The organism is Chromobacterium sp. FG89, assembly GCF_057808735.1.
The window spans coordinates 21,555-47,355 of the sequence record NZ_JBMDIQ010000015.1 but is presented as its reverse complement, the minus strand read 5'-3'; the positions used below and the strand labels follow the sequence as shown (position 1 = coordinate 47,355).

Genomic DNA, 25,801 nt, shown 5'->3' with positions numbered 1-25,801 from the left:
GACAAGACGGCGGGCTTGCGCTCCTTGGACGGGCGTTGAGAAACAAAAAACGGCATGCGGCCTTTTACTCGGCCCGCTCTCCGCTCCGATGCGAGCGGCCGCGCAGCAGGGCCAGGGTTTCGCCGCGCTGATTGCTGATCCGCACATCGTAAAGACCTTGCCGAGCCCCCTGATGCAGGCACTCGGCCTCCGCCAGCAGGCAGTCCCCGCCGCGGGCCGGCAGCAGATACTCCACGCTGACGGCCGCGCCGACCGTCCTCGGCCCCCAGCTATTGCAGGCGACGGCGAAAGCGGTGTCCGCCAGCGCGCACAGCAGGCCGCCGTGACATAGCTGGAAGCCGTTGAGCATGTCGTCGCGCACGCGCATGCGTAGCCGGGCCCGGCCCGGCGCCACGTCCAGCAGCTCCATGCCCAGGCTGGCCGACGCCCGATCCTGGCTCAGCATCGCCAGCGCGCTGTTCTCGGCAAGTTGCCGAGCGGCTTCTGTCTCAGTCATGGAAGCGTCCTCCGGACAAGGCCAGCCGCCGCAGCAGCGGTGAGACGCGATAACGATCGTCGCCGTAGTGCGCGTGCAAAGCGTCCAATGTCTGCGCCAGATAGTCCGCACCGAGCTTATCGGCCCAGGCCAGCGGACCGCGGGGATAAGCGGCGCCCAGGCACATCGCCTGATCCACGCTGTCCGCCGCGGCCACGCCCTGCCCCACCGCGTCGGCCGCCTCGTTGGCCAGCATCGCCACGGTGCGCAGCACCGCCATGCCGGCGGCGTCGTCCATCCGCGACACCAGCAGGCCGGCCGCCTGCAACACGCCCTCCGCCCGCGCCGCCGCCTCCGGCGCGGCCTGGTCCGCCACGGCCAGCGCCAGCCGCGGCGCGCTGGCGTAATCCAGAGCCAGATCGAACACCGCCCAGCCGGCGTGGCCGCTGTCCGCGGCGCGGCGGGTGGCGCTGCGGCCGTCGGACAGGGCCAGCCGCAAACCGTCCCAGTCCAGCCAGCCCTGCTCCGGCCCCGGCTCGCGTTCCACACGCACGCCGCCGGCCCGCAAGCGCGCCAGCAAGGGTTCGGCCGCGCCCAAGCCGCCATGCACGCGCAGCGCCGCGGGCGCCGCTTGCGGCGGCGCGGCGTCTGGCGCCGGCAAGGCCTGGCCGTAATCGTAAAAGCCGCGACCGCTCTTGCGGCCCAGGCGGCCGGCCGTGACCAACTCCTGCTGCAGCGGCGACGGCCGGAAACGCGGGTCCTGCTGCATCGCCTGATACACCGACTGCGTCACCGCGAAATTCACGTCATGGCCGATCAGGTCCATCAACTCCAAGGGCCCCATCGCGAAGCCGCCGGCTTCGCGCAGCAAGGCGTCCAATGTGGATGGCTCGCAAGCGCCTTCTTGCAGCAGCCGCAAAGCCTCGGCGTAGAAAGGCCGCGCCACCCGGTTGACGATGAAGCCGGGAGTGGACGCGGCCGGCGCCGGCGTCTTGCCCCAAGCGCGCATCCACTGGCACAGACGCTCCGACAAAGCCGGTGCGGTCTCCAGTCCGCTCACCACTTCCACCAGCTTCATCCGCGTGGCCGGATTGAAGAAATGCAGACCGATCACCCGCTCGGGATGACGCAGACCCGCCGCCAGCGCGGTGATGGACAGAGAGGAGGTGTTGCTGGCCAGGATGGCGGCGGCCGGCAACAGGGCGTCCAACTGACGCAGCAGCGCCTGCTTGGCGTCCAGACGTTCGACGATGGCCTCTATCGCCAAGGCGGCGTCGGCCAGCTCCTCCAGACAGGAGGCCGGCCGCAGCCGGCGGCGCGCGGCGTCCAGTTGCGACTGGCTCCATTTGCCGCGCCGGACCAGGCCGGCCCAGTCCGCGGCGATCGCATCCGGCGCCGCAGCCGCCGCAGCCGCGTCCTGATCGTAGAGATAGACCTCATGCCCCGCCGCAGCGGCCACCGCGGCGATGCCGCGCCCCATCGCGCCGGCGCCTATCACCGCCACGCGCTGTTCCTTGTCCGGTTTCATGGTCATCGTCCTCCAAAGCGCGGCGGCCGCTTGCCCAGAAAAGCCGCCACGCCTTCGCGGTAATCGGCGCTGAAGCCCAGCTCCCGCTGCGTGTCGCGCTCCAATTGCAGTTGCCGCTCCAGACTGTTGCCCTCGGCCGCCTGCAGCGCCTGCTTGATCCGCGCGTAGGCCAGCGTCGGCCCGCTGGCCAGTTGCTCGGCAAGCTGCCGCACCGCGGCGGGAAAATCCTCGTCGTCTACGCAGCGCCAGATCAAGCCCCATTGCTCGGCACGCTCGGCCGGCAAGGGCTCGGCCAGCAGCGCCAGCCCCATCGCCCGCGCCTGGCCCAGCAAACGCGGCAGCCAGTAGCTGCCGCCGGCGTCCGGCAGCAGACCGATCTTGCTGAAGGCCTGGATGAAACTCGCCGAGCGGGCGGCGATCACCAGATCGCAAGCCAGGGCGATATTCGCTCCGGCCCCGGCCGCCACGCCGTTGACCGCGGCGATCACCGGCTTGGGCATATCGCGCAGCCGCCGCACCAGCGGCGCGTAGTAAGCCTCGATGGACAAGCCCAGATCCGCCGGCGGCTGCCCCGGCTCCGGCGCCCGGTCGCTCAGATCCTGGCCGGCGCAGAAGGCGCGGCCGGCGCCGGTCAGCACCAGCGCCCGGACCTCGACGTCGTCGCGCAGGCGGTCCAAGGCCGCCGCCAAGGCCTGGTGCATGGCGGGGTTGAAGCTGTTCAGCCGTTGCGGCCGGTTCAGCGTCACGGTCGCCACTCCGGCCTCCAGATTCACCTCAATACTCGTTTCCGCTGCCTGCATGCTCGCCTCCCCTTTGGGCGCGGCCTTGGCTCACTGGCCAAACCGCCACTTCGGCAAACGCTATCATTGACCGACCGGAAAATCAATTATAAGCTGACCCACATCAATGACAGTGCGCTGAAACTGTTGTTACCGTGCCCGGCTTGCCGCTGACATGACGCAGGCCGGCCTCTCATCCCTCCGCCCGAGGAGAACGTCCATGTCTCACCCTCTGTTCCAGCAGCATCAAGCCACCTTGGACCAGGCCCTGCAGGCCTTGAGCGAGCGCCAGTACTGGTCCCCGCACCCGGAAATGCCCAGCCCCAGAACTTATGGCGAAACCGCCGCCGCGGACGGCCAGGCGGCGTTTGAGGCTTTATTGCAACAAGACTTCCAGCTGGACGGCCTGCCGGCCGGGCAGGGCTGGGTGGGCAGCGAACGCTCTCCCTATCGCGGCGCTTTGCGCATCCGCTATCCGCGCCATGACGCCGACGCCTTGCTGAACGCCTCCACCGCGGCGCTGCAATCGTGGCGGCAAGCCGGCCCGCAGGCCTGGGTGGGCGTCTGCCTGGAAATCATTCAGCGGCTGAACCGCCGCAGCTTCGAGATCGCCCACGCGGTGATGCACACCACCGGCCAGGCCTTCATGATGGCCTTCCAGGCCGGCGGCCCGCATGCGCAGGACCGCGCCTTGGAGGCCGTGACCTACGCCTGGCGCGAGATGTCGGCCATTCCCGGACACTGCCGCTGGAGCAAGCCGCAGGGCAAACATGAGCCGCTGGTGCTGGAGAAAAGCTGGAAGGTGATCCCGCGCGGCGTCGGCCTGGTGATAGGCTGCAGCACCTTTCCCACCTGGAACGGCTATCCGGGGCTGTTCGCCAGCCTGGCCACCGGCAACAGCGTCATCGTCAAGCCGCATCCCGGCGCGGTGCTGCCGCTGGCCCTGACAGTGCGCATCGCCCGCGAAGTGCTGGCCGAGGCCGGTTTCGATCCCAATACCGTGCTGCTGGCGGCGAACCAGCACGGCGAGCCGCTGGCCAGCCTGTTGGCGCAGCGGCCGGAGGTGAAGCTGATCGACTTCACCGGCAGCAGCGCTCACGGCGAGTGGCTGGAGAGCCAGTGCCGCCACACTCAGGTCTATACCGAGAAGGCCGGCGTCAACTGCGTGGTGCTGGACTCCACCGCCGATTTCCCCGGCCTGTGCCGCAACCTCGCGCTGTCGCTGGCGCTGTACAGCGGCCAGATGTGCACCGCGCCGCAGAATATTTTCATCCCGGCCGACGGCATCCACACGCCCGAAGGCAAGCTGTCCTACCAGCAAACGGTGGAAGGCCTGTGCGCGGCGCTGGAAGCGCTGTGCGCGGAGCCGGCCAAGGCGGTGGAACTGCTGGGCGCGCTTCAGAACCCCGGCGTGGTCCAAAGGCTGGAGGCGGCGCGCGCGCTGGGCCGGCCGGCGCTGGACAGCCGGAGGCTGAGCCACCCGCAATACCCGGAAGCCGAGGTGCGCACCCCGCTGTTGCGCCAGTTGACGATGGAGGACCGCGCCGTTTACGAGCAGGAACACTTCGGGCCGATCAGCTTCCTGATTCAGACGCCGGACAGCGCCGCCGCGCTGCGCCAGGCGGAAGACAGCATGCGCCGCCACGGCGCCCTGAGCTTCTCGGTCTACAGCACGGACCAGCAGGTGCAGGCGCTGGCCCGGCAGGCGGCGGAAAACGCCTGCGTGTCGCTGGCGCTCAATTTCACCGGCGCGGTGATGGTCAATCAGTCCGCCGCCTTCAGCGACTTCCACGGCAGCGGCGGCAATCCGGCGGCCAACGCCAGCTTGTCCGACAGCGCCTTCGTCGCCAACCGCTTCCGCGTGGCGCAAACCCGCAGCTTCGTCTGAGCCCCGGCCCCGGTCTCGGCCGGGGCGCCACCCGCCATCGTCAAAAGCGCGTTTACGATCCGGCAAGCCGGAGCGAGACAAGGCCTTGCCGCGGAAGAACAGGAATGTGCCGGCGATACGCCGGCGTTCTTGCGCGGCGCTCGCCGGCTAACGCTCCACGCCGCGCAGTTGATCGTAAGCCGCTGGTTAAGGAGCCGCGCCATGAGCCCGCAACAACAGCAAGCGATTCTGAATCATCCCGCCTTTCAACAACTGGCCCGCGGCAAAGCGCGGCTGGGCTGGAGCCTGACCGCCGTCATGCTGCTGCTCTATTACGGCTTCATCCTGGTGCTGGCCTTCGCACCGCAGTGGCTGGCCCGGCCCATAGGCGCCGGCGTCACCACCGTGGGCATGCCGGTGGGCGTCGCCATCATCCTGGCCGCCTTCGCGCTGACCGGGATCTACGTGCGCCAGGCCAACAAGCGGCTGGACCCGCTGAACGAACAAGTGCTGAAGGAGTGCCGGCCATGAGAATCCCTGTCGCCATGCTGGCGCTGACGCTGGCCGGCCCCGCCTGGGCCCAGTCCGGCGCGCAACGGCCCTTGAACTGGAACGCCATCCTGATGTTCCTGCTGTTTGTGGCGCTGACCCTGTTCATCACCGCTTGGGCCGCCCGTCGCACCCGTTCCGCCTCGGACTTCTATACCGCCGGCGGCGGCGTCACTCCCCTGCAAAACGGCCTGGCCATCGCCGGCGACATGATCTCCGCCGCCTCCTTCCTCGGCATCTCCGCGATGATGTTCAGCAAGGGCTACGACGGCCTGATCTATGCGCTGGGGGTGTTGGCCGGCTGGCCCATCATCATGTTCCTGATCGCCGAGCGCTTGCGCAATCTGGGCCGCTTCACCTTCGCCGACGTGGTGTCCTACCGGCTGAGCCAGACCCCGGTGCGCATCACCGCCGCCTGCGGCACTCTGACGGTGGCGCTGCTCTATCTGGTGGCGCAGATGGTGGGCGCCGGCAAGCTGATCGAACTGCTGTTCGGCGCCAGCTACCTGAGCGCCGTGATCATCGTCGGCGCGCTGATGGTCTTGTACGTGATGTTCGGCGGCATGCTGGCCACCACCTGGGTGCAGATCGTCAAGGCGGTGCTGCTGCTGTCCGCCACCAGCTTCATGGCCTTCATGGTCTGGCGGCGCTTCGGCTATAGCAGCGAGGCCGTGTTCGCCGCCGCCGCCGAGCTCCGCGGCCAGGCCATCCTGGCGCCGGGCGGCCTGGTGTCCAATCCGGTGGACGCCGTCTCTCTGGGGCTGGGCATGATGTTCGGCACCGCCGGCCTGCCGCATGTGCTGATGCGCTTCTTCACCGTGGCCGACGCCCGCGCCGCGCGCCAATCGGTGTTCTACGCCACCGGCTTCATCGGTTATTTCTATCTGCTGCTGATCCTGGTGGGCTTTGGCGCCATCCTCATCGTCGGCGGCGACGCCGGCTTTCGCGACGCAGACGGCGGCATTGTCGGCGGCGCCAATATGGTGGCGGTGCACCTGGCCCAGGCGGTGGGCGGCAATCTGTTCCTCGGCCTGGTGTCGGCGGTGGCCTTCGCCACCATTCTCGCCGTGGTGGCCGGCCTGGCCCTGTCGGCCGCGTCGGCGGTGTCCCACGACCTGTACGCGGTGGCGCTGCGCAAAGGCAAGGTGAGCAGCGCCGAGGAAATGCGAGTGTCGCGGCTGGCCACGCTGGTCATCGGACTGCTGGCCATTCTGCTGGGCTTGTTGTTCGAGAAGCAGAACATCGCCTTCCTGTCCGGCCTGGTGCTGGCGATTGCCGCCTCGGTGAATTTCCCGGTGCTGTTCCTGGCGATGTTCTGGCCCCGGCTCACCACCCGCGGCGCGGTGGCCGGCAGCCTGGCCGGCCTGGCGTCCGCCATCGCGCTCTTGGCGCTGGGGCCCATGGTGTGGGTGGATATCCTGGGCCATCCACGGCCGATCTTCCCCTACGCCAACCCGGCGCTGTTTTCCATGAGCGCGGCCTTCGCCTGCGCCTGGTTATTGTCGATCTGCGATCGTTCGTCCCAGGGCCAATTGGAACGCAGCCGCTTCCCGGCGCAATACATCCGCGCGCTGACCGGACTGGGCACCGGCGCCAAGCCCTGATGGGGTTCAGGCCAGCAGCGCCGCCATCGTCATGTTCTGGAACGCGGCCATGCCGCGGGTCAGCGTCTTGTCGCGGTGCTGCACCTGATACAAGGTGCGCGTCAGCACCGGCAGGCCGGCGTTCAGCTCCACCACCGCGCCGGTCTGCAACAGATCGGCCACCACCCGCCGCGACAGGCAGCTGACCCCCAGGCCGGCGGCCACCGCGTGCTTGATCGCTTCGGAATGGCCCAACTCCATGCTGACGTTGAGCATGGCCAGGTGCGGCAGCAATAGCCGATCCACCTCCTCGCGCGTGCCGGAGCCGGCTTCGCGCAGAATCCATTCCGCTTGCGCCAGGTCCTGGCGCGCCGCCGCCCCTCGCGCCAGCGGGTGATCCGCGGCGGCGAACACCACCAGCTCATCCTGTCTCCAGGGCTGGGCGACCAGATCCGGGTGATGGCAAGGCCCTTCGATGAAACCGAAGTCCACCCGCAAGGCCGCCACCGCGTCGACGATGTCGCGGGTATTGGCCACGTCCAGCTCCAAGCGCGCCAGCGGCCAGGCGGCGCGGAAGGCCGCCAGCTGCTGCGGCAACAGATAGTTGGCCACTGTGCTGCTGGCGCCTATCTTCAAGGACATCGCCCCGGCGTTGAACAGACTCTGCATGTCCTGGGCCGCGTCCAGCATGGCCCGCGCCTTGGGCCACAGCAGCCGGCCATGCTCGTTCAGGCTCAGCCGTTTGCCGATGCGGTCGAACAAGCGCACGTCTAGGCCGGTTTCCAGCTTGTCCAGCGCCTGGCTGGCGGCGGACTGGGTCAGCGCCACCTGTTGGGCCGCCTGAGTGACGGTGCCGTATTCGGCCACCGCGACGAAGACCTCCAGCTCGCGCAAGGTCAGCTTCAAGGCCATACCCCCTCCTTATATTGATTTTGCTACTGACATATATCCATTTTATCCGTTTCTCTACTGAAAACGAGGGGCGTATCGTTAGCCTCATCCGCCATAGACCAAACAGGCATTTACTTATGACAAACCTTCGCCAAATCATGCCGGGCCTGGCGTTGGCCATCGCCCTCGCCGTCGCCGCGCTCTACGCCGCGGATTTGCCGGCGATGAAACATCTGGGCTTCTCCGCCCTCACCCTCGCCATCCTGGGCGGCATGCTGATAGGCAACACCGTCTACCGCTACTTCGCCGGCGCCAGCCACCATGGCATCCAGTTCTCCAAACAGAAGCTGCTGCGCCTGGGCATCATCCTCTTCGGCTTCAAGCTGACCTTCCAGGACATCGCCGCCGTCGGCTTCGCCGGCGTGCTGATCGACACCCTGGTGCTGTGCACCACCTTCCTGCTGGCCTTCCGCATCGGCCGCAAGTATTTGGGCATGGACGAGCAAAGCGTGATCCTGATCGGCGCCGGCAGCTCCATCTGCGGCGCGGCCGCGATCCTGGCCACCGAACCGGTGCTCAAGGCCCACGCGGAAAAAGTGGCGGTGGCCGTCGCCACCGTGGTGGTGTTCGGCACCGTGGCGATGTTCCTGTGGCCGATGCTGTATCAGTGGACCAGCCATCTGGGCATTTCCGAGTTCAGCTACGGCGTGTTCGCCGGCTCCACCATCCATGAAGTGGCGCAGGCGGTTGCCGCCGGCAAATCGGTCAGCGAGGCGGCGATGACCACCGCGGTGATCACCAAGATGATACGGGTGATGATGTTGGCGCCCTTCCTGATCGCCCTGTCCAGCTGGCTGGCCGCCAAGCCGCACGGCAGCCGTCAGCAGAAGGGCCGCATCGCCATCCCCTGGTTCGCCGTCGCCTTCCTGGGCGTGGCCGCCTTCAACTCCTTCAATCTGCTGCCGGCCGCATGGGTCAACGCCATCGTCTCCCTGGACAATCTGCTGCTGGCCGCCGCGATGGGCGCGTTGGGCATCACCACCCATTTCTCCGCCATCCGTCAGGCCGGCGCCAAACCGATGTTGCTGGCGTCCATCCTGTTTGGCTGGCTGATCGTCGGCGGCGGCCTGATCAACTTCGGCGTCAGCCATCTGCTGCACTAAACGCCGCTCGCGCAAAATCAAAACCGCCCGGTTTGCGCCGGGCGGTTTTTTTTCACTGAGCAGCCATCATGGTTTAGAACAAGCCACGGAAAGGGTTCCACCCCTTATAGCCTTTGACCTTCTTTTGGTAATACAGATAATTCACCGACATGCCAGCCAGCGCGCTAAAGCCGAAACCAAGCCCGCGGGTGATCGACTCAGGCACATCCAGCAAGACGAGGAACAGGTTGATCAGCAGCGCCACACCCAACAAGGACAGCATGTTCTTCCACAAGCCCAGCACCAGGTAATAGATTGGCCAGAAGAAAAAAGCGATGAAATTCATCTGCACCTTAAGGCGGTCGCCAAACGACAAGGCTTTGAACGCCCCCTTGTAACTGGCGCTATTTGGCGCGCCGTGCAGGTCGAAGAAGGCAAAGCGCATCTGCCATTTGTCACTGTAAGCGGTGTAAGCGGAAGGTTCTGACATGGCTTTTCCACATGTGGTTAATAATGACATTATTTTGCGACATGCCAAAGGATAGGACAATGAAATCGCGGTCGGAGCCCATCCCAAGCCAAAACAAAACCGCCCGGCTTACGCGCGGGCGGTGGCAGTGGCTTGTATTACGACCAGGCCTCAGCTCTGCTCCTGTTCAGCCTCCTTCCAACGCACTCCCTATCACTCCCATGCCTGCTCGCGTGACTGCCCCTGCATAACCTTCTGCTGGCTTTTAACCAAGGCCGTCGTGAACTGTCTCTTGAAGTTGTCCGCCGGGCGCCAGCCTTTGCCGTCCCGGACAAAGCTGAACTCGCCTTCCAATAACAAACGGCCCTTCTTGCCGATCATCGTCATGAATGGGTCGCGATACTGAACCATCAACTTGCAGTTCCAGACGCCGCCTGCGCCTTGCACGCAGTCGCTCAAGGGCAGTACTTCACCGAGCGCAAATTCCGGCTTCCCCAACGCACCCAGCGCACGGGTCAAAGGGTCGACACCTGGCCCACCCAGCTTGCGAAAATCGAGCACGCCTTGTTGCAGCGCCTGCCTCACGCCCAGCCGGCCCAAAGGCTTGCCCAACTCCGGCAACATACCATCCGCGTCCAACTGAGCATAACGTGTGCGCAGCACACGTTCATCGCTTCCCTTTACATGGATAGCGTCGTCTTTTCCCTGTACCTCGTAGGCGATGGGCGCGCGCTGCTGCTCATCCGCCACCAGAACCGCCACGCAGCCACGGGCGCGCTCCATCTTGATGTATCCCAGCTCCTTGACCTGCTCCAACTTGAGATTTCGCAGATTGATGGTTTCCGGCGCACTCGCGCTGAGCTTTGACGATATCTGGTGCAACTTCTCAGACATCAAAGAGGCCCGTATGCTTTTCTTCACCATGGACGCTTCGCATCTCGGCACCAGCGGCGGTGTCAGAAAGTACCAGCCGGCCGCGCCGAGCAAGGCCGCGCTCCCCAAGCCCCAAGCCAGCTTCCCGCGCCATGTCGTCGCCTTTTGTCGCTGGAGCAGCGCCAATTCCAGCTCCAGATCCTGGTTGTATTCATCCACCGCCTGCCTGCGCACCGCATTGGACGTGAAACCTTCGTCCGCATCCGCCTTGGCTTCGATTTCAATCATTTGCTCAAAGCTCAGCACTTCCTCCTCTTCCAACCAGTCCAGGCCTCCGCCCAAGGTGGAGAAGGGCTCCGCGTCCTGCTCGCGCAGTTTGTCGCGCGCGGCTTCGTAAATCGCCTGGTCAATCACTCCGCCCGCCAGCAGACGGTCAAGAATCGGGCTTGCAAACGTGGAATCGCTCATATCGTCCATCAACGGCGCGCATTTCGCATACGCAGCCGGGCTAGTGGAAAGGGCGCTCAGCATAACCCACGCCTAAAACTCAAGCCAATTTGGATTTAAAATCCACAAAAAAATGCCAAAAAAATAGAAACACAATTTCCACGGAGCGCGCCCGCGCATGCAATGAAAAACGCCCGGCCAAGCCGGGCGCTATCAAGTATGACTAACCGTTAGAACTCAGCACGGACACTTCTTCATGCTCTTGCCGCCATAGCGTTCATCCTGACAACGGCGGAAGAAAGCCTCGCGGCTCATCACCTCCGCCTTGGGATCGAAGCGGCGGCGGCTGGCGACGTAAGCGTCGTAATCCTTGACCCCCACCATCAGCCGGGCGGTTTTCGCCCATTGTTGCCATAGCTTGCCCATCACGCGCCCTCCTCCCGGAACATGGCCGGCACCTCCTTGGCGGTGGACCATTTCACCGCCAGGGACTTGCGCATCACGTTCAGCGCAAACGCCAGCATGGCGATCACCACCGCCATGAACAGCGCCGTCAAGGTGGCGTCCACATAGTCATTGAAGATGATCTGATGCATTTGCGCCATATTCTTGGCCGGCGCCAGCACCTCGCCCTTGGCCGCGGCGGCGGAGAATTTGTCCGCGTGGGCCAGGAAGCTGATCTTGGGACTGGCGTGGAACAGCTTCTGCCAGCCGGCGGTCAGCGTCACCACCAGCAGCCACAGCGTGGGCACGGCGGTGACCCAGATGTAGCGGGTTTTCTGCATTTTGATCAGCACCGCGGTGGCCAGAATCAGCGCGATGCCGGCCAGCATCTGGTTGGCGATGCCGAACAGCGGCCACAAGGTGTTGATGCCGCCCAACGGATCCACCACGCCCTGGTAGAGGAAGTAGCCCCAGCCGGTCACCGCCAGGCCGGTGGCGATCAGGTTGGCCGCCCAGGATTCCGTGTTGGCCATAGGCTTGACCACCAGGCCCAGCAGATCCTGGATCATGAAGCGCAGCACGCGGGTGCCGGCGTCGATGGTGGTCAGGATGAACAGGGCTTCGAACAGAATGGCGAAGTGATACCAGAAGGCCATCATCGCCGGCCCGCCTATCACATTGGACAGAATGTGCGCCATGCCCACCGCCAAGGTCGGCGCGCCGCCGGCGCGGGACAGGATGGTGCTCTCTCCCACGTCCTTGGCCATCTGGGTCAACATGTCCGGCGTGATGAGGAAGCCCCAGCTGGAAATCACCTGGGCGGCTTCCTCCGCGGTCTTGCCTATCACCGCCGCCGGGCTGTTCATCGCGAAGTACACGCCCGGATCCAGCACGCAGGCGGCGATCAACGCCATGATGGCGACGAAGCTTTCCATCAGCATGGAGCCGTAGCCTATCATGCGGGCGTGGGTTTCGTTCTCCAGCATCTTGGGCGTGGTGCCCGAAGCCACCAGCGCGTGGAAGCCGGACACCGCGCCGCAGGCGATAGTGATGAACAGGAAGGGGAACAGATTGCCGGCGAACACCGGGCCGCTGCCGTCGATGAATTTGGTCACCGCAGGCATGTGCATATTGGGCGCCACGATCATGATGCCGATGGCCAGGCCGACAATGGTGCCGATTTTCAGGAAGGTGGACAGGTAGTCCCTCGGCGCCAGCAACAGCCATACCGGCAGCACCGAGGCGACGAAGCCGTAGCCGATCAGCGTCCAGGCCAGCGTGGTGCCGCTCAGGGTGAACAAGGGCGCCAGGGTTTCGTTCTTGGCGATGTCGCCGCCGTAAACAATGGCCAGCATCAGCAGGATGAAGCCGATGACGGAGATCTCGCCGATCTTGCCCGGCCGGATGTAGCGGGTGTAAACGCCCATGAACAGCGCGATCGGTATCGTGGCGGCAATGGTGAAGGTGCCCCACGGGCTGCCGGTCAGCGCCTTGACCACCACCAGCGCCAGTACCGCCAGCAGGATGACCATGATCATCAGGATGCCGATGGAGGCGATGACGCCGGGGATGGCGCCCAGTTCGGTGCGGATGATCTCGCCCAGCGATTTGCCGTCGCGGCGCACCGACAGGAACAGGATCAGGAAATCCTGCACCGCGCCGGCCAGCATCACGCCGACCAGAATCCACAGCGTGCCCGGCAGATAACCCATCTGCGCGGCCAGCACCGGTCCCACCAGCGGCCCGGCGCCGGCGATGGCGGCGAAGTGGTGGCCGAACAACACCCATTTATTGGTGGGCACGTAGTCCAGGCCGTCATTGTATTTTTCCGCCGGGGTCAGCCGGCGAGCGTCCAGTTCCAGCACTTTGTGGGCGATGAAGCGGCCGTAAAAGCGATAGGCGATGGAGTAGACAGACACCGCCGCCACGATCAGCCAGACCGCGTTGACCGGCTCGCCGCGATTGAGGGCCACCACGGCGAAGGCCGCCGCGCCCGCCAGGGCGACGGCCAGCCACACGGCCCATTCTCTTATCTGTTGCATATGGCAAGTTCCTATTCTCTTTATCCCGTTTTAATTTATCGGTCCCTGGCGGCAACGGCGGCCACGGCCGGCTTTTTGTGCCTGACCGATTCTGGATTGATAGCGCCGGAAAATCAAGCAGGCCAAATCATTTGCAAAAACTATCGATAGTTTATGACGAATAGCAGTCACGATAATGCTAAAGTCGCCGGCAAACCTCGCGTGCTAATATTTTGATTTGAACCACCGAAATCCCGTCGACGGACATGAACAGCGATACCCCCCATATTCTCATCGTCGAAGACGACGTGAGACTAGCCGAATTGATAGGCGCTTATCTGAGCAAGCACGGCTATCGCATCTCCCAGCACGGCCGCGGCGACACCGCGCCGGCCATCATCCTGGAAGAAAAGCCGGACCTGGTGATCCTGGACATCATGCTGCCGGGCAAGGAAGGCTTCGACGTCTGCCGTGAAATCCGCCCGCGCTATAACGGCCGAGTGCTGATCATGACGGCGCGCGACGAGGACGTGGACGAAATCCTGGGGCTGGAACTGGGGGCCGACGACTACCTGGCCAAGCCGGTGGAGCCGCGCCGCTTGCTGGCGCGGGTGCGCGCGCTGCTGCGCCGCGGCGGGCCGGGGGCGCAGGCCGACGGCGAGGCCGGCGACGAAGACAGCTTCACCTTTGGCCAGTTCTGCATCAGCCAGGCCACGCGCGAGGCCACGCTGAACGGGGAGCTGATCGATCTGACCACCGCCGAATTCGACCTGCTGTGGCTGTTGTCCTCCCACGCCGGCCAGGTGCTGTCCCGCGACGACATCATGAGCGAGCTGCGCGGCATCGGCTTCGACGGCTTGGACCGCTCCATCGACGCGCGCATTTCGCGGCTGCGCCGCAAGCTGGGCGACAATCCCGACGCGCCGGCCCGAATCAAGACCGTGCGCGGCAAAGGCTATCTGTTCTCGCGCAGCGACTGGGAATAAGGCATGAGCACTCGTCGTTTGCGCGGCTGGCTCAAGCCGTCGCTGGGCACCCTGTTCGCCCGTTATTTCTTCGCCACCATGCTGGTGGAGCTGATCATCATCATCGGCTTCGGCTTCCTGGTCACCAAGCTGTACGAGAACAGCGACCGCGACGGCAAGCTGCAATTCATGAACGGCACCGTGAGCCTGATCCGCGAGCAGCTGGCTCAGACGCCGCATCGGGACTGGGACCGCAAGCTCGCCGACATCGCCCGCGCCTTCAGCTATCCGGTCAAACTGATCGCCCATCCTCCCGACGATTTCGAACCGGAAGGCCATGCCGCGCTGCAAGGCGGCCGCCCCTATCTGGATTTCGACAACCAGTTGCTCTACGTGCCGCTGCCCCATGATCCGCGTCTCTTGCTGCTGGGCCCGCTGGAAGCCCCGGCCAGCAACAGCAGCTGGATCAGCGAAGACATGGAGATCCTGCTGTTGTGGATTCTGCTGACCGGCTCCACGCTGGGCACCCTGATCTACTTCAGCCTGCGCCCGCTGTGGAAGGACTTGCTGGAAGTGCGCCGCAAGGCGGAGGTGTTCGCCGACGGCGACTTCAGCGCCCGCGCCCAACCGTCCAAAAGCCGGCTGCTGGCCCCCCTGTCCCTGGCCTTCAACAGCATGGCCGCGCGGCTGGAGCGGCAGATGGAAACCCGCCAGGCCTTGTCCCACGCCATCGCCCACGAGATCCGCACCCCGATCGCGCGGCTGCGCTTCGGTCTGACCATGCTGGAGGAAGAAGAGGACGAACAGGAATGGCGGCGCTACCGCGAAGGCATGGAGCGCGATATGCAGGAGCTGGAGGAGCTGTTCAACACCAGCATGGAGTTCGCCAAGCTCAACCGCAACGAAGTGCCGCTGCACTGGGAAACCGTGGACCTCTACGACTGGTTCGACGATCTGGTCGACCTGGTGACGCCGCTGAAACCGCCGGGCATCGCACTGGAGCTTGACTGCGCGCTGGGCAACGGCGCGTTCGACCGCAAGCTGATGTATGTGGCCAGCCGCAACCTGCTGCTCAACGCCTTCAAATACGCCAACGCTCAGGTCCGGCTGACCGTGTGTCACAACGCTTCCGGCCAGCTGCTGATTCATGTCGACGACGACGGCTGCGGCATTCCCGAGGCTGAACGCGACAAGGTGTTCGAACCCTTCCTGCGGCTGGACCGCAGCCGCGACCGCGCCACCGGCGGCTATGGCCTGGGGCTGTCCTTCGTCAAGCTGATCACAGAGCACCACGGCGGCCAGGCCAGCGTGAGCGCCAGTGAACTGGGCGGCGCGCGCTTTACTCTGCGCATCATGCAACCACAGCAATAAGACCCGCTAAGCCAACCCCTGATCCTGCGCTGCGCGGTTTAGTTAGCGGCTCTATGAGCGGCTCAGAGCCCGCTTGCGATCCGCGGGGCCTCACGCGGCGAACACGGCTTCAGAACGCGCATCGACCGCTTCTCCGCTTCTTCCTTGTCCCGCTCTTGCCCGCGAGACTTTGAAGGGACAGCCAAGAACGCCGGCGCCGGCGAAAAGTAAAGCCGCAGTTTGTTAAGCAATCTGAATGGGGTCACGCGCCGTCACAAAGCGGGGACAGGAAGCCAACAGACCCCAAGCCGCCGCGTCGGGATAATGCCAGCATCTCAACTTGGATTCGGGTATTTCCCATGGTTTCTTCACGACCGGCCGCCCTGCTGGTACACGGTCTGGGCGGCAGCGCATACGACCTTGGCGCGCTTGGACGCACGCTGGAGGAGGCGGACATCGTCACGCACACCCCGCTGTTGCCGGGACATGGCGGCGAGCCGGAAGATCTGCTGTCCGTCCGCTGGCAGGACTGGGTGGAAACCATACGCAAGGAATACCTGGAACTGAAGACGCGCCACAAGGTGGTGCATCTGGCCGGCGTTTGCCTGGGCGGCCTGGTGGCGCTGGAAGTGGCGCGGCTGGAAAACCATCAGGACGGCCTCGCCTTGTACGCGCCGCCGCTGTTCCTGGACGGCTGGAGCCTGCCCAAGCTGACCTGGGCACGCCACATCGTCTACCGCATTCCCGGCCTGGCCAAGAAGATGCGCGTGCCGGAAGTCGAACCCTTCGGCATCAAGAACGCCCGCATCCGCAAGGCCATCCAGCAGCGCTTCGAACGCGGCGAACGCTTCCACTACGCCTACATCCCGCTGGCCTGCATCCGCCAGGTGGATGGGCTACGCCGCCAGCTGATGTCGCGGCTGGAAGAGATCACCTGCCCGACGCTGATCGTGCATGCCGACGAGGACGACATCACCAGCCCGCGCTCGGCCCGCTACCTGCAGCGCTATCTGGGCGGCAAGGTCGACTTCATGCCCTTGTCCAATAGCTACCACATGGTGATGGTGGACAATGAACGCGGCGAGGTGCTCAAGCGCAGCCTGAAGTTTTTCAACCAGCGCGCCCAAGCCCGGGCCGCCGCCGCTGAACACGCCGACTGGGCCGTCTTCGCCGCCGCCTGAACACCGCGTCGCCGCCATCAGGGCAAGCCTCAGGCTTGCCTTTTTTCTTGCCTGCGCCAGCCGCGCCCGTCCCTTCTTCAACTAAAGTTGCAAGCAATCACAACTAAACATTGAATTTAACAGCTACGCAAACTTCCCGGCCGCCCCGTCATCAACCGTCATCAAGCCAGAACACAGCGACAATGGAAGACGAGGACCGGCTGAAGCAAACTGTTTGCACGAGCCGGATCGGCCCCCCGCCGGTCTTGCAACGGTTCCGTTCTCTTTTCCCTTTGTGTGACTTTGCGTGCCCGCCGGCTCCGGCGGGCATCTTTTCTTTTCCCTGCCCGTCCCGCTTTGTTACAGATCGTTACACAAGCCCTCCATCGATCACACAAAGAGCGTTTACAAGCTCAACAGACTGACTTGGTTCCTGTTCGCACAATATCGCAGTTATCAACAAAGCAAACAGTCGCAAAAATGAAAAAACTGATTACCGCTTCCGTGCTGAGCCTGGCAGCTCTGACCGCACACGCCGCCGACCCGGGCTTCTACGTCTTCGGCAACACCGGTTACAACTTCTCCAAGCCGGAGTCCGGCAACCGCAACATCGTCCTGAAAGACGCCAAGGCCGCCGGCACGGTATGGGAACTGGGCGCCGGTTACCGCTTCAACCAATACCTGGCCACCGAGCTGTCCTACGCTGACTTCGGCAAATCCACGGCCAACGGCTCCTTCAGCGGCCGCACCGGCAACGGCTCCGTCGCCACCAAGGCCGAGCGCATCGCCGTGCTGGGCATCCTGCCGGTGACCCAGGATTTGGAAGTTTTCGGCAAGGCCAGCCTGAACAACGTGCACACCAAGCTCAAGATCGACCGAGTTGCCAACAAAACTTTCAACGACACCCGCTTGGGTCTTGGTTTCGGCGCGCAGTATCAGCTGCACAAAAACCTGTCCTTGCGTGGCGAATACGAATACATCGCCGGCACTGACTTCCAGATGGCGGGCCAAAGCGTGGTCAAGACTTCCGGCACCAGCGTGCTGAAGGCCGGCATCAGCTACCACTTCTAATCTCAGCCTTGCCACGCCCTTCCATCGCCAGCCGCGGCCCCTGTGTCCGCGGCTGGTTTTGCGTTTCAGGCCGCCGGCACCGCCATGCCGCGCCGCACCGCCGGCCGCTCGCCGACGCGTTGGAACCAATCGCTTACCCGCGGAAACGCCGCCAGATCCACCTGATGCCAATCATGACGCGCCGCCCACGGATAGAGCGCGATATCGGCGACGCCGTACTCGCCGGCGACGTAATCCCGCCCGGCCAACTGCCGGTCCAGCACGCCGTACAGACGCAAGGCCTCGTCGTGGTAGCGCTTCTGCGCATAGGGAAGGCTTTCCGGCGCATAGCGCAGGAAATGGTGGGCCTGCCCCAACATCGGTCCGAAGCCGCCCATCTGGAACATCAGCCATTGCAGCGCCTCGTAGCGCGCCGCGCCCGCCGCCGGCAGCAGGCGGCCGTGCTTTTCCGCCAAATATTGCAAAATGGCGCCGGACTCGAACATCGCCAGCGGCCGACCATCCGGCCCCTCGCTGTCGACGATGGCCGGAATCTTGTTATTGGGACTGATGGCCAGAAAGGACTCGGCGAACTGCTCGCCCTTGCCGATATCCACGGTGTGCACGGCGTATGGCAGCTCCAGTTCTTCCAGCATGATGGAAATCTTGCGCCCATTGGGCGTGCCCCAGGTATACAGATCAATCACGATGCGCGTCTCCCATGTTCAAAGCCCGGGCGGCGCGCCTGCGCGCGCCGCCCCGTCTGCTACAATGCAGCCCATTTCAAGCCTTCAGGATACTGCGATGAGCCAGCCGCGCGTCAATGATGTCAAAGCCTTTCTCTTGGACCTGCAAGACCGCATTTGCGCGGCGCTGGAGCAGGCCGACGGCGGCGCTCAATTCGTCGAGGACGCCTGGCAGCGTCCGGGCGGCGGCGGCGGACGCAGCCGGGTCCTGACCAAGGGCGCGCTGTTCGAGCAGGCCGGCGTCAACTTCTCCCATGTCCACGGCGACGCGCTGCCCGCCTCCGCCACCGCCCACCGGCCGGAGCTGGCCGGCCGTGGCTTCCAGGCCATGGGCGTGTCGCTGGTGATCCATCCGGAAAACCCGCACATTCCCACCAGCCACGCCAATGTCCGCTTCTTCATCGCGGAAAAAGAAGGGGAAACGCCGGTATGGTGGTTCGGCGGCGGTTTCGACCTGACCCCGTTCTACCCTGTGGAGGCCGACGTGGTGCACTGGCATCGCGTGGCCCGCGATGTGTGCCTGCCTTTCGGCGAGCAGGTGTATCCGGACTACAAGCGCTGGTGCGACGAGTACTTCTTCCTGAAGCACCGCCAAGAGGCGCGCGGCGTCGGCGGCCTGTTCTTCGACGATCTGAACGCCTGGGGCTTCGATTCCTGTTTCCGCTTCATGCAGGCGGTGGGCAAGGGCTTCACCGACGCCTACCTGCCCATCGTCGAGCGCCGCAAAGGCAATAGCTGGGGCCACCGCGAACGTCAGTTCCAGCTTTATCGCCGCGGCCGCTATGTTGAATTCAATCTGGTTTGGGACCGCGGCACCCTGTTCGGCCTGCAGTCCGGGGGACGCACCGAATCCATCCTGATGTCGATGCCGCCGCTGGCGCGCTGGGAGTACGATTATCAGCCGGAGCCGGGCAGCCCGGAAGCAGCGCTGACCGAGCGCTTTCTGGCCCCGCGCGACTGGCTGGCCTAAGCGCCGCGGCCAAGCCGGATGCCGCCGCTTTCTCCAGCCCGCACATGAGTTTAGCCAATCACAAGGGCGGCGAAATCGGGTATCCTTGCGCAGCTGTCCATAATAATCCAATGACTATCCGTTCCGCATGAATCAACCCCATTTTTCGGCCGGGCTCTCCGGCCCCGCCGCCCGTCCCTGGCTGGAGCCGGCGCTGTGGCTGCTGTTCGCCGTCGTCTGGTTCGGCTCCCTCGGCTACCGCGGGCTGATTCACGCCGACGAGGGCCGCTACGCCACGCTGTCGCTGTTCATGTTGCACAGCGGCGACTGGATCACGCCGCGGCTGAACGGCCTGCTGTATTTCGAAAAGCCGGCGCTGCAATATTGGATGGGCGCGCTGAGTTTCGCCGCCTTCGGCGTCAACGAGTTCGCCGCCCGCTTCTGGCCCGGCCTGACCGGCTTTCTGACGGTGGCGATGTGCGGCTTCACCGCGCGCCGGCTGTGGGGCGTCGACGCCGGCCGCTACGCGGCGCTGGCCGCCGGCAGCTGCGCCTGGATAGTGGCCAACAGTCATTTCCTGTCTCTGGACATGGGCGTCAGCTTTTTCCTGACCGTGGCGCTGTGCGGCTTCCTGCTGGCCCAGCGCGACGACGCCGGCCCGCGCGAAACGCGCCACTGGATGTGGCTGACCTGGGCGGCGATGGCCGCCGCCACGCTGAGCAAGGGCTTGATCGGCCTGCTGATCCCCGGCGCCACCCTGGTCTTGTACAGCCTGCTCAACTGGCAATGGGGCTTCTGGAAACGCATGCACTGGCTGAGCGGCCTGGCGCTGTTCCTGCTCCTGACCGCGCCCTGGTTCATCCTGGTGTCCCAGCGCAATCCCGACTTCGCGCATTTCTTCTTCATCCGCGAGCACCTGGAGCGCTTCCTCACCACCGAGCACAAGCGCACCGGCGCGCCGTGGTATTTCGTGCCCTATCTGCTGCTGGGCCTGCTGCCCTGGACCAGCCTGCTGCCGGCCTTGTGCCGGGACGGCTGGCGCGAGCCGGGCGCGCGGCTGCGCGTCGGCCGCCTGCTGCTGATCTGGTCGGTCTTCATCTTCGCCTTCTTCAGCAAGTCCAGCTCCAAGCTGCCGTCCTACATCCTGCCGCTGTTCCCGGCGCTGGCGCTGCTGCTGGCGCCCACGCTGCAGCGCATGCCGGCCGCCGCGCTGAAGAAGCACCTGCTGCCGGCGCTGCTGCTGTGGCTGGCGGCGCTTGGTCTTTACCCCTTCGTCGACCGTTTCGCGTCCGAGGACATCCCCCTCGACGTGCTGCACGGCTTCGCCCATTTCGTCGTCGCCGCCGCGCTGCTGTTCCTGATCTGCGCCGTCGTCGCCTGGCGTTTGCTGGGCCGCGAGCGCAAGCTGGCCGCGCTATGCTGGCTGGCCTTCGGCAGCCTGCTCGCCGTCAGCGTCGCCGCCGCCGGCCACGACAGCTACGGCCGGCTGAAGGGCAGCAAGGAAATCGTGCGCCAGATTCAGCCCTATCTGGGGCAGGACACCCCGGTGTTCTCGGTGCGCTATTACGATCAGACCTTCCCCTTCTACCTGGGCCGCCCGGTCACCCTGGTGCAGTTCGTCGACGAGTTCGAGTTCGGCGAGGGTCAGGAGCCGCAGCGCTGGATGCCGCGGCTGGAACAATTCGTCGCCGCCTGGAAGGCTGCGCCGCGCGCGCTGGCGATGACCGACCCCGCCACCTATCAGGAACTGCAAGCCCAGGGCCTGCCGATGCGGGTGGTCTACCAAGATCCGCGCCGCCTCGTCGTGGCCAAGCCGTGAAACCGCCAACCTTTGGACCCCTTCTAATATGAAGTTGATCGAATTCGGCCTGATTCTGCTCGGCGTGCTGCTCAACGCCGCCGCCCAGCTATGCTTGAAGGCCGGCGTGCGCCAAATCGGCCACTTTGACTTTTCCGCCGCCAACGTGTTGCCGATAGGCTGGTCGCTGGCCACCAATCTGCCCATCGTCGGCGGCCTGTCCTGCTACGTGGTCAGCGTGGTGGTCTGGATCATGGCGCTGTCGCGGGTAGAGGTCAGCATCGCTTATCCCATGCTGTCCATCGGCTACGTGGTCAACGCGCTGCTGGCCTATTGGCTGTTCGGCGAGGCCTTGAGCGCGCAGAAACTGATCGGCATCGGCGTCATCATCATCGGCGTGGTGCTGGTGGCACGTAGTTAAGGCTTATATTTGCCACGGAAACACACGGAATGACACGGAAAATAAAACGCCCGCTCAGCAGCCGACAAGATTCAATGGCGCAAAACGAATTTGAATGACTGTTTTTGTCCGTGCATCTCCGTGTGCTTCCGTGGCTAATTTTCAGGGTTTGAATATGGATTTTCTACCGTTTACCCGCCCGGACATCGACGAAGCCACCATCGCCGCCGTCGGCGAGGTGCTGCGCTCCGGCTGGATCACCACCGGTCCCAAGTCCCGCCAGCTGGAAGCCGAGTTGTCCGCCCATGTCGGCGGCCGCCCGGTGCGGGTGGTGGCCTCCGCCACCGCCGCGCTGGAAATGGCCTTGCAGGTGGCCGGCGTCGGCCCCGGCGACGAGGTGATCACCTGCCCGCTGAGCTGGGTGGCCACCGCCAACGTCATTCTCAAGGTGGGCGCCAAGCCGGTGTTCGTCGACGCCGACCGCGCCAGCCGCAATATCGATCTGGACCTGGCGGAACGGGCGATCACGCTGCGCACCCGCGCCATCATCCCGGTGGACTTGGCCGGCCTGCCGGTGGATCGCGACCGCCTGTACGACATCGCCAAGCGCCACCGTCTGCGCGTGGTGGAGGACGCCGCCCAGTCCATGGGCGCCAACTGGCGCGGCCGCCGCATCGGCAGCGACGGCGATCTGGTGTCCTTCAGCTTCCACGCCAACAAGAACATGACCAGCGGCGAAGGCGGCTGCCTGGTGCTGAACGACGAGAACGAGGCGCGCCTGTTCGAGAAGCTGCGCCTGCAGGGCGTGACCCGCCACGCCGACGGCGGCATGGACGTGGACGTGCTGGGCGGCAAGTCCAATATGACCGACATCGCCGCCGCCATCGGCCTGGGCCAACTGCCGCGGCTGGAAGGCTTCAACGCCCGCCGCCGCGAACTGGCCGCGCTGTATTTCCGCCATTTCGACCGCGAGCTGGGCTGCGAGCTGCCGCTGGAGGACATGGCCCAGAGCAACTGGCATATGTTCCAGCCGCTGCTGCCGCTGGATCGGATGAGCATGGACCGCGGCGAATTCATCGCCCGGATGAAAGACCTGGGCATAGGCGTGGGCGTGCACTACCCCGCCATGCATTTGTTCACCCTGTTCCGCGAGATGGGCTTCCAGCCGGGCGACTTCCCGGTGGCGGAAGACATCGGCCGCCGCACCGTCACCCTGCCGCTGTTCCCGGCTATGGCCGACGAGGACGTGGAACGCGTGTGCGCCGCCGTGAGCGGCGTGCTGAAGCCCGTGCTGAGCGTATAAAACATTATGAAAAGCGTAATCGATCTTTCCGTCGTCATCCCGGTATACAACGAGCAGGACGTGCTTCCGGCGCTGTTCGACCGCCTCTACCCGGCGCTGGACGCGCTGGGCGTGCGTTATGAAGTCGTCTTCGTCAACGACGGCAGCCGCGACAAGAGCCCGGCCATGCTCGCCGCGCAGTTCGACCTGCGCCCGGACGTGACCCGGGTGGTGCTGTTCAACGGCAATTTCGGCCAGCATCGCGCCATCCTGGCCGGCTTCGAATACAGCCGCGGCGAGCGGGTGGTGACGCTGGACGCCGACCTGCAGAACCCGCCGGAGGACATCAAGCTGCTGCTGGCGGAAATGGACAAGGGACACGACTACGTCGGCTCCATCCGCCGCCAGCGCAACGACAGCCTGTGGCGCCATCTGGCCAGCCGCGCGATGAACCGCCTGCGCGAGAAGCTGACCCGCATCAAGATGACCGACCAGGGCTGCATGATGCGCGCCTACAGCCGCCGCATCATCGACACCATCAATCAGTGCAACGAACTGCACACCTTCATCCCGGCGCTGGCCTATCAGTTCGCGCAGAACCCGACCGAAGTCACCGTCGGCCATGAAGAGCGCTTCGCCGGCGAATCCAAGTATTCGCTGTACAGCCTGATCCGCCTGAACTTCGACCTGATGACCGGCTTCTCCATCGTGCCGCTGCAGCTGTTCTCGCTGCTGGGCATGCTGGTTTCCGCCGGCTCCGGCGTGCTGGTGGTCTATCTGGTGCTGCGCCGCCTCATCGTCGGACCGGAAGTGGGCGGCCTGTTCACCCTGTTCGCCATCGCCTTCCTGCTGATCGGCATCGCGCTGTTCGGCATCGGCCTGCTTGGCGAATACATCGGCCGCATCTACCAGGAAGTGCGGGACAGGCCGCGCTATGTGATCGGCGCGGTGCTGGAGCAAAAGGACAAGCCATGAAAGCCGTGGTCTTCGCTTATCACAATGTCGGCGTGCGCTGCCTGAAGGCGCTGATCGGCGGCGGCGTGGAAGTGGCGCTGGTGGTCACCCACCGCGACAATCCCAAGGAAAACATCTGGTTCGCCAGCGTGGAGCAAGTCGCCCGCGACTACGGCATTCCGGTGATCACCCCGGACGACCCGAACACGCCGGAAACGCTGGCCCAAGTGCAGGCCGCGCGGCCGGACTTCCTGTTCTCTTTTTATTACCGCCACATGCTGAAGGCCCCGCTGCTGGAATCCGCGGCGCGCGGCGCCTTCAATATGCACGGCTCGCTGCTGCCCAAATACCGCGGCCGGGTGCCGATCAACTGGGCCATCATCCACGGCGAAACCGAAACCGGCGCCAGCTTGCACGTGATGAACGTCAAACCGGACAACGGCCCCGTCGTCGACCAGATGGCGGTGCCCATTCTGCCGGACGACAACGCCGACGAAGTGTTCGCCAAGGTCACTGTGGCCGCGGAAATGGTGCTGGCCCGCAGCCTGCCGGGCCTGCTCGCCGGCCAGACCGAGTTCCGCCGGCAGGACTTGAGCCAGGGCGGCTATTTCGGCGGCCGCAAGCCGGAAGACGGCCGCATCGACCCGCGGGCCGGCGCCGCCCAGCTGCACAACTTCGTGCGTGCGCTGACCCACCCGTTCCCGGGCGCCTTCGCCGACACCGAAGGCGGACGGCTGGTGATCTGGAAAACCCTGCGCGCCGGCGGCCACAAGCAGCAATTGCAAGCGGCCCGGCTACACTCAGAACACGGCGCGCTGTGGCTGGACGCCGTGGACGGCGGCCGCCTGAAGGTTCTGTCCGCCACGCTGGACGGCGCGGCGCTGGATCCGGCGACGGCGGTGGCGCTGACGCTGGCCTGAGGCGGCGGACTCACGGAATACACATGCAAATCACAGCTCCCTTCCGGGGGGCGATGAAGGAAATCTCAATGAAAAAAGTACTGATCCTCGGCGTCAACGGCTTCATCGGCCACCACCTGACCAAGCGCATCATCGAAACCACCGACTGGCACATCTACGGCATGGACATGCACGATGACCGCGTGGCCGAGTGGAAAGACCATCCGCGCTTCCACTTCTTCGAAGGCGACATCACCATCAACAAGGAGTGGATCGAGTACCACGTGAAGAAGTGCGACGTGGTGCTGCCGCTGGTGGCCATCGCCACCCCGTCCACCTATGTGAACAATCCGCTGCGCGTGTTCGAGCTGGACTTCGAAGCCAACCTGCCCATCGTGCGCCAGTGCGTGCAGTACAAGAAACATCTGGTGTTCCCGTCCACCTCGGAAGTCTACGGCATGTGCCATGACGAAGAGTTCGACCCGGAAAACTCCGAGCTGATCTGTGGCCCGATCAACAAGCCGCGCTGGATTTACTCCTGCTCCAAACAGCTGATGGACCGCGTGATCCACGCCTACGGCATGCAGGAAGGCCTGAACTACACCCTGTTCCGTCCGTTCAACTGGATCGGCGGAGGCCTGGACAACATCAACACGCCGAAGGAAGGCTCCAGCCGCGTGATCACCCAGTTCCTGGGCCACATCGTGCGCGGCGAGACCATCAAGCTGGTGGACGGCGGCCATCAAAAGCGCGCCTTCACCTATGTGGACGACGGCATCAGCGCGCTGATGAAGATCATCGAAAACCAGGACGGCAAGGCTTCCGGTCAGATCTACAATATCGGCAACCCGGCCAACAACTACTCCATCCGCGAACTGTCCGCGATGATGCTGGACCTGGCCCGCGTCTACCCGGAATACCAGCTGAACGCCGACAAGGTGAAGATCGAGGAAACCACCTCCGGCGCTTACTACGGCAAAGGCTATCAGGACGTGCAGAACCGCGTGCCCAAGATCGCCAACACCATGGCGGACCTGGACTGGAAACCGAGCGTGACCATGGCCGACGCGCTGCGCGGCATCTACGACTACTACCGCGACCAAGTAGCCGCCAGCCGCGACCTGTCCGAGTAAGCGGCTCCCGGCGCCAGGCGAGATAGAAAGCCCGGCGCCGGTTTCAG

The 25,801-nt window shown here is 64.7% G+C and carries 24 protein-coding genes; 15 read left to right on the top strand and 9 right to left on the bottom strand.

The genetic code is table 11. The features are described from left to right. Positions 1-64: 64 nt before the first annotated feature. From paaI to paaG, 3 genes are read right to left on the bottom strand one after another with little or no spacing between them, the layout of a single operon-like run. Positions 65-496 (bottom strand): hydroxyphenylacetyl-CoA thioesterase PaaI, encoded by a 432-nt coding sequence (gene paaI, locus ACODRW_RS15450; RefSeq protein ID WP_107800774.1) that lies wholly within the window; start codon positions 494-496, stop codon positions 65-67. Next, a complete protein-coding gene (locus ACODRW_RS15445; RefSeq protein ID WP_107800775.1) occupies positions 489-2,003 on the bottom strand; it encodes a 3-hydroxyacyl-CoA dehydrogenase in 1,515 nt (504 codons plus the stop codon). The genes paaI and ACODRW_RS15445 overlap by 8 nt, the downstream gene beginning before the upstream one ends. A 2-nt stretch (positions 2,004-2,005) precedes the next feature. Then, complete coding sequence (gene paaG / locus ACODRW_RS15440; RefSeq protein ID WP_253314171.1) at positions 2,006-2,803, bottom strand: 2-(1,2-epoxy-1,2-dihydrophenyl)acetyl-CoA isomerase PaaG; 798 nt, start codon at positions 2,801-2,803, stop codon at positions 2,006-2,008. A gap of 199 nt (positions 2,804-3,002) precedes the next feature. Between paaG and paaN the strand changes: the two genes are divergently transcribed. The 3 genes from paaN to ACODRW_RS15425 all read left to right on the top strand — a co-directional run bounded on the left by paaN (position 3,003) and on the right by ACODRW_RS15425 (position 6,802). Beyond that, entirely contained in the window at positions 3,003-4,670 is a 1,668-nt protein-coding gene (gene paaN, locus ACODRW_RS15435; protein ID WP_488906109.1) for a phenylacetic acid degradation protein PaaN, read from the top strand. Positions 4,671-4,871: 201 nt separating this feature from the next. Further along, positions 4,872-5,180, top strand: coding sequence for a DUF485 domain-containing protein (locus ACODRW_RS15430; RefSeq protein WP_227105329.1), 309 nt, complete (start codon positions 4,872-4,874; stop codon positions 5,178-5,180). Continuing rightward, complete coding sequence (locus tag ACODRW_RS15425; RefSeq protein WP_404990258.1) at positions 5,177-6,802, top strand: cation/acetate symporter; 1,626 nt, start codon at positions 5,177-5,179, stop codon at positions 6,800-6,802. Before ACODRW_RS15430 ends, ACODRW_RS15425 begins: the two co-directional genes overlap by 4 nt. 6 nt (positions 6,803-6,808) lie before the next feature. Here ACODRW_RS15425 and ACODRW_RS15420 read toward each other — a convergent pair whose 3' ends face one another. Continuing rightward, positions 6,809-7,693 (bottom strand): LysR family transcriptional regulator, encoded by an 885-nt coding sequence (locus ACODRW_RS15420; protein ID WP_227105331.1) that lies wholly within the window; start codon positions 7,691-7,693, stop codon positions 6,809-6,811. A 116-nt stretch (positions 7,694-7,809) separates the two neighbouring features. On the opposite strand from ACODRW_RS15420, the gene ACODRW_RS15415 reads away from it, so the two are divergent. Further along, complete coding sequence (locus ACODRW_RS15415) at positions 7,810-8,835, top strand: YeiH family putative sulfate export transporter (RefSeq protein ID WP_107800781.1); 1,026 nt, start codon at positions 7,810-7,812, stop codon at positions 8,833-8,835. A 73-nt stretch (positions 8,836-8,908) separates the two neighbouring features. On the opposite strand, the gene ACODRW_RS15410 is transcribed toward ACODRW_RS15415, so the two are convergent. The 4 genes from ACODRW_RS15410 to ACODRW_RS15395 all read right to left on the bottom strand — a co-directional run bounded on the left by ACODRW_RS15410 (position 8,909) and on the right by ACODRW_RS15395 (position 13,089). Continuing rightward, on the bottom strand, positions 8,909-9,304 hold the full coding sequence (locus ACODRW_RS15410; RefSeq protein WP_488906108.1) for a DUF2628 domain-containing protein: 396 nt from the start codon (positions 9,302-9,304) through the stop codon (positions 8,909-8,911). A gap of 192 nt (positions 9,305-9,496) precedes the next feature. After that, positions 9,497-10,687, bottom strand: coding sequence for a hypothetical protein (locus tag ACODRW_RS15405; protein WP_488906107.1), 1,191 nt, complete (start codon positions 10,685-10,687; stop codon positions 9,497-9,499). A 153-nt stretch (positions 10,688-10,840) separates the two neighbouring features. Next, positions 10,841-11,029 carry a YbdD/YjiX family protein gene (locus ACODRW_RS15400; protein WP_107800784.1) on the bottom strand — a complete coding sequence of 63 codons (189 nt, stop codon included), beginning with the start codon at positions 11,027-11,029 and terminating at the stop codon, positions 10,841-10,843. Next, positions 11,029-13,089 (bottom strand): carbon starvation CstA family protein, encoded by a 2,061-nt coding sequence (locus tag ACODRW_RS15395; protein WP_107800785.1) that lies wholly within the window; start codon positions 13,087-13,089, stop codon positions 11,029-11,031. Before ACODRW_RS15395 ends, ACODRW_RS15400 begins: the two co-directional genes overlap by 1 nt. A 245-nt stretch (positions 13,090-13,334) precedes the next feature. Between ACODRW_RS15395 and ACODRW_RS15390 the strand changes: the two genes are divergently transcribed. The 4 genes from ACODRW_RS15390 to ACODRW_RS15375 all read left to right on the top strand — a co-directional run bounded on the left by ACODRW_RS15390 (position 13,335) and on the right by ACODRW_RS15375 (position 17,614). Beyond that, the gene (locus tag ACODRW_RS15390) at positions 13,335-14,054 is read left to right on the top strand and encodes a response regulator (protein WP_081549203.1); all 720 of its coding nucleotides are present in this window, start codon (positions 13,335-13,337) and stop codon (positions 14,052-14,054) included. Between the two features lie 3 nt (positions 14,055-14,057). Next, on the top strand, positions 14,058-15,404 hold the full coding sequence (locus ACODRW_RS15385; protein ID WP_488906106.1) for an ATP-binding protein: 1,347 nt from the start codon (positions 14,058-14,060) through the stop codon (positions 15,402-15,404). A 338-nt stretch (positions 15,405-15,742) separates the two neighbouring features. Beyond that, positions 15,743-16,564, top strand: coding sequence for an alpha/beta hydrolase (locus ACODRW_RS15380; RefSeq protein WP_107800787.1), 822 nt, complete (start codon positions 15,743-15,745; stop codon positions 16,562-16,564). Positions 16,565-17,023: 459 nt separating this feature from the next. Continuing rightward, positions 17,024-17,614, top strand: a complete 591-nt coding sequence (locus ACODRW_RS15375; protein WP_227105341.1) for a porin family protein — start codon at positions 17,024-17,026, stop codon at positions 17,612-17,614. A gap of 65 nt (positions 17,615-17,679) precedes the next feature. Here ACODRW_RS15375 and ACODRW_RS15370 read toward each other — a convergent pair whose 3' ends face one another. Further along, entirely contained in the window at positions 17,680-18,300 is a 621-nt protein-coding gene (locus ACODRW_RS15370) for a glutathione S-transferase family protein (protein ID WP_253314166.1), read from the bottom strand. A 97-nt stretch (positions 18,301-18,397) separates the two neighbouring features. Between ACODRW_RS15370 and hemF the strand changes: the two genes are divergently transcribed. From hemF to ACODRW_RS15335, 7 genes are all read left to right on the top strand, one after another. After that, complete coding sequence (gene hemF / locus ACODRW_RS15365; protein WP_488906105.1) at positions 18,398-19,309, top strand: oxygen-dependent coproporphyrinogen oxidase; 912 nt, start codon at positions 18,398-18,400, stop codon at positions 19,307-19,309. 127 nt (positions 19,310-19,436) lie between these two features. Beyond that, a complete protein-coding gene (locus ACODRW_RS15360) occupies positions 19,437-21,107 on the top strand; it encodes a glycosyltransferase family 39 protein (RefSeq protein WP_235086100.1) in 1,671 nt (556 codons plus the stop codon). 28 nt (positions 21,108-21,135) lie between these two features. Then, positions 21,136-21,507: an SMR family transporter gene (locus tag ACODRW_RS15355; protein WP_107800792.1), complete on the top strand. Its 372-nt coding sequence runs from the start codon at positions 21,136-21,138 to the stop codon at positions 21,505-21,507. A gap of 154 nt (positions 21,508-21,661) precedes the next feature. Continuing rightward, a complete protein-coding gene (locus tag ACODRW_RS15350; RefSeq protein ID WP_488906104.1) occupies positions 21,662-22,789 on the top strand; it encodes a DegT/DnrJ/EryC1/StrS family aminotransferase in 1,128 nt (375 codons plus the stop codon). Between the two features lie 6 nt (positions 22,790-22,795). After that, positions 22,796-23,743, top strand: a complete 948-nt coding sequence (locus tag ACODRW_RS15345) for a glycosyltransferase (protein ID WP_107800794.1) — start codon at positions 22,796-22,798, stop codon at positions 23,741-23,743. Next, a complete protein-coding gene (locus ACODRW_RS15340) occupies positions 23,740-24,642 on the top strand; it encodes a formyltransferase (protein ID WP_488906103.1) in 903 nt (300 codons plus the stop codon). The genes ACODRW_RS15345 and ACODRW_RS15340 overlap by 4 nt, the downstream gene beginning before the upstream one ends. A 68-nt stretch (positions 24,643-24,710) precedes the next feature. Further along, complete coding sequence (locus tag ACODRW_RS15335) at positions 24,711-25,754, top strand: bifunctional UDP-4-keto-pentose/UDP-xylose synthase (RefSeq protein WP_107800796.1); 1,044 nt, start codon at positions 24,711-24,713, stop codon at positions 25,752-25,754. Positions 25,755-25,801: the final 47 nt, after the last annotated feature.

Bases quoted from the DNA above. Each gene is read 5' to 3' on its own strand.
- paaI (WP_107800774.1), bottom strand. From the start codon at position 496: ATGACTGAGACAGAAGCCGCTCGGCAACTTGCCGAGAACAGCGCGCTG.
- ACODRW_RS15445 (WP_107800775.1), bottom strand. From the start codon at position 2,003: ATGAAACCGGACAAGGAACAGCGCGTGGCGGTGATAGGCGCCGGCGCG.
- paaG (WP_253314171.1), bottom strand. From the start codon at position 2,803: ATGCAGGCAGCGGAAACGAGTATTGAGGTGAATCTGGAGGCCGGAGTG.
- paaN (WP_488906109.1), top strand. From the start codon at position 3,003: ATGTCTCACCCTCTGTTCCAGCAGCATCAAGCCACCTTGGACCAGGCC.
- ACODRW_RS15430 (WP_227105329.1), top strand. From the start codon at position 4,872: ATGAGCCCGCAACAACAGCAAGCGATTCTGAATCATCCCGCCTTTCAA.
- ACODRW_RS15425 (WP_404990258.1), top strand. From the start codon at position 5,177: ATGAGAATCCCTGTCGCCATGCTGGCGCTGACGCTGGCCGGCCCCGCC.
- ACODRW_RS15420 (WP_227105331.1), bottom strand. From the start codon at position 7,693: ATGGCCTTGAAGCTGACCTTGCGCGAGCTGGAGGTCTTCGTCGCGGTG.
- ACODRW_RS15415 (WP_107800781.1), top strand. From the start codon at position 7,810: ATGACAAACCTTCGCCAAATCATGCCGGGCCTGGCGTTGGCCATCGCC.
- ACODRW_RS15410 (WP_488906108.1), bottom strand. From the start codon at position 9,304: ATGTCAGAACCTTCCGCTTACACCGCTTACAGTGACAAATGGCAGATG.
- ACODRW_RS15405 (WP_488906107.1), bottom strand. From the start codon at position 10,687: ATGCTGAGCGCCCTTTCCACTAGCCCGGCTGCGTATGCGAAATGCGCG.
- ACODRW_RS15400 (WP_107800784.1), bottom strand. From the start codon at position 11,029: ATGGGCAAGCTATGGCAACAATGGGCGAAAACCGCCCGGCTGATGGTG.
- ACODRW_RS15395 (WP_107800785.1), bottom strand. From the start codon at position 13,089: ATGCAACAGATAAGAGAATGGGCCGTGTGGCTGGCCGTCGCCCTGGCG.
- ACODRW_RS15390 (WP_081549203.1), top strand. From the start codon at position 13,335: ATGAACAGCGATACCCCCCATATTCTCATCGTCGAAGACGACGTGAGA.
- ACODRW_RS15385 (WP_488906106.1), top strand. From the start codon at position 14,058: ATGAGCACTCGTCGTTTGCGCGGCTGGCTCAAGCCGTCGCTGGGCACC.
- ACODRW_RS15380 (WP_107800787.1), top strand. From the start codon at position 15,743: ATGGTTTCTTCACGACCGGCCGCCCTGCTGGTACACGGTCTGGGCGGC.
- ACODRW_RS15375 (WP_227105341.1), top strand. From the start codon at position 17,024: ATGAAAAAACTGATTACCGCTTCCGTGCTGAGCCTGGCAGCTCTGACC.
- hemF (WP_488906105.1), top strand. From the start codon at position 18,398: ATGAGCCAGCCGCGCGTCAATGATGTCAAAGCCTTTCTCTTGGACCTG.
- ACODRW_RS15360 (WP_235086100.1), top strand. From the start codon at position 19,437: ATGAATCAACCCCATTTTTCGGCCGGGCTCTCCGGCCCCGCCGCCCGT.
- ACODRW_RS15355 (WP_107800792.1), top strand. From the start codon at position 21,136: ATGAAGTTGATCGAATTCGGCCTGATTCTGCTCGGCGTGCTGCTCAAC.
- ACODRW_RS15350 (WP_488906104.1), top strand. From the start codon at position 21,662: ATGGATTTTCTACCGTTTACCCGCCCGGACATCGACGAAGCCACCATC.
- ACODRW_RS15345 (WP_107800794.1), top strand. From the start codon at position 22,796: ATGAAAAGCGTAATCGATCTTTCCGTCGTCATCCCGGTATACAACGAG.
- ACODRW_RS15340 (WP_488906103.1), top strand. From the start codon at position 23,740: ATGAAAGCCGTGGTCTTCGCTTATCACAATGTCGGCGTGCGCTGCCTG.
- ACODRW_RS15335 (WP_107800796.1), top strand. From the start codon at position 24,711: ATGAAAAAAGTACTGATCCTCGGCGTCAACGGCTTCATCGGCCACCAC.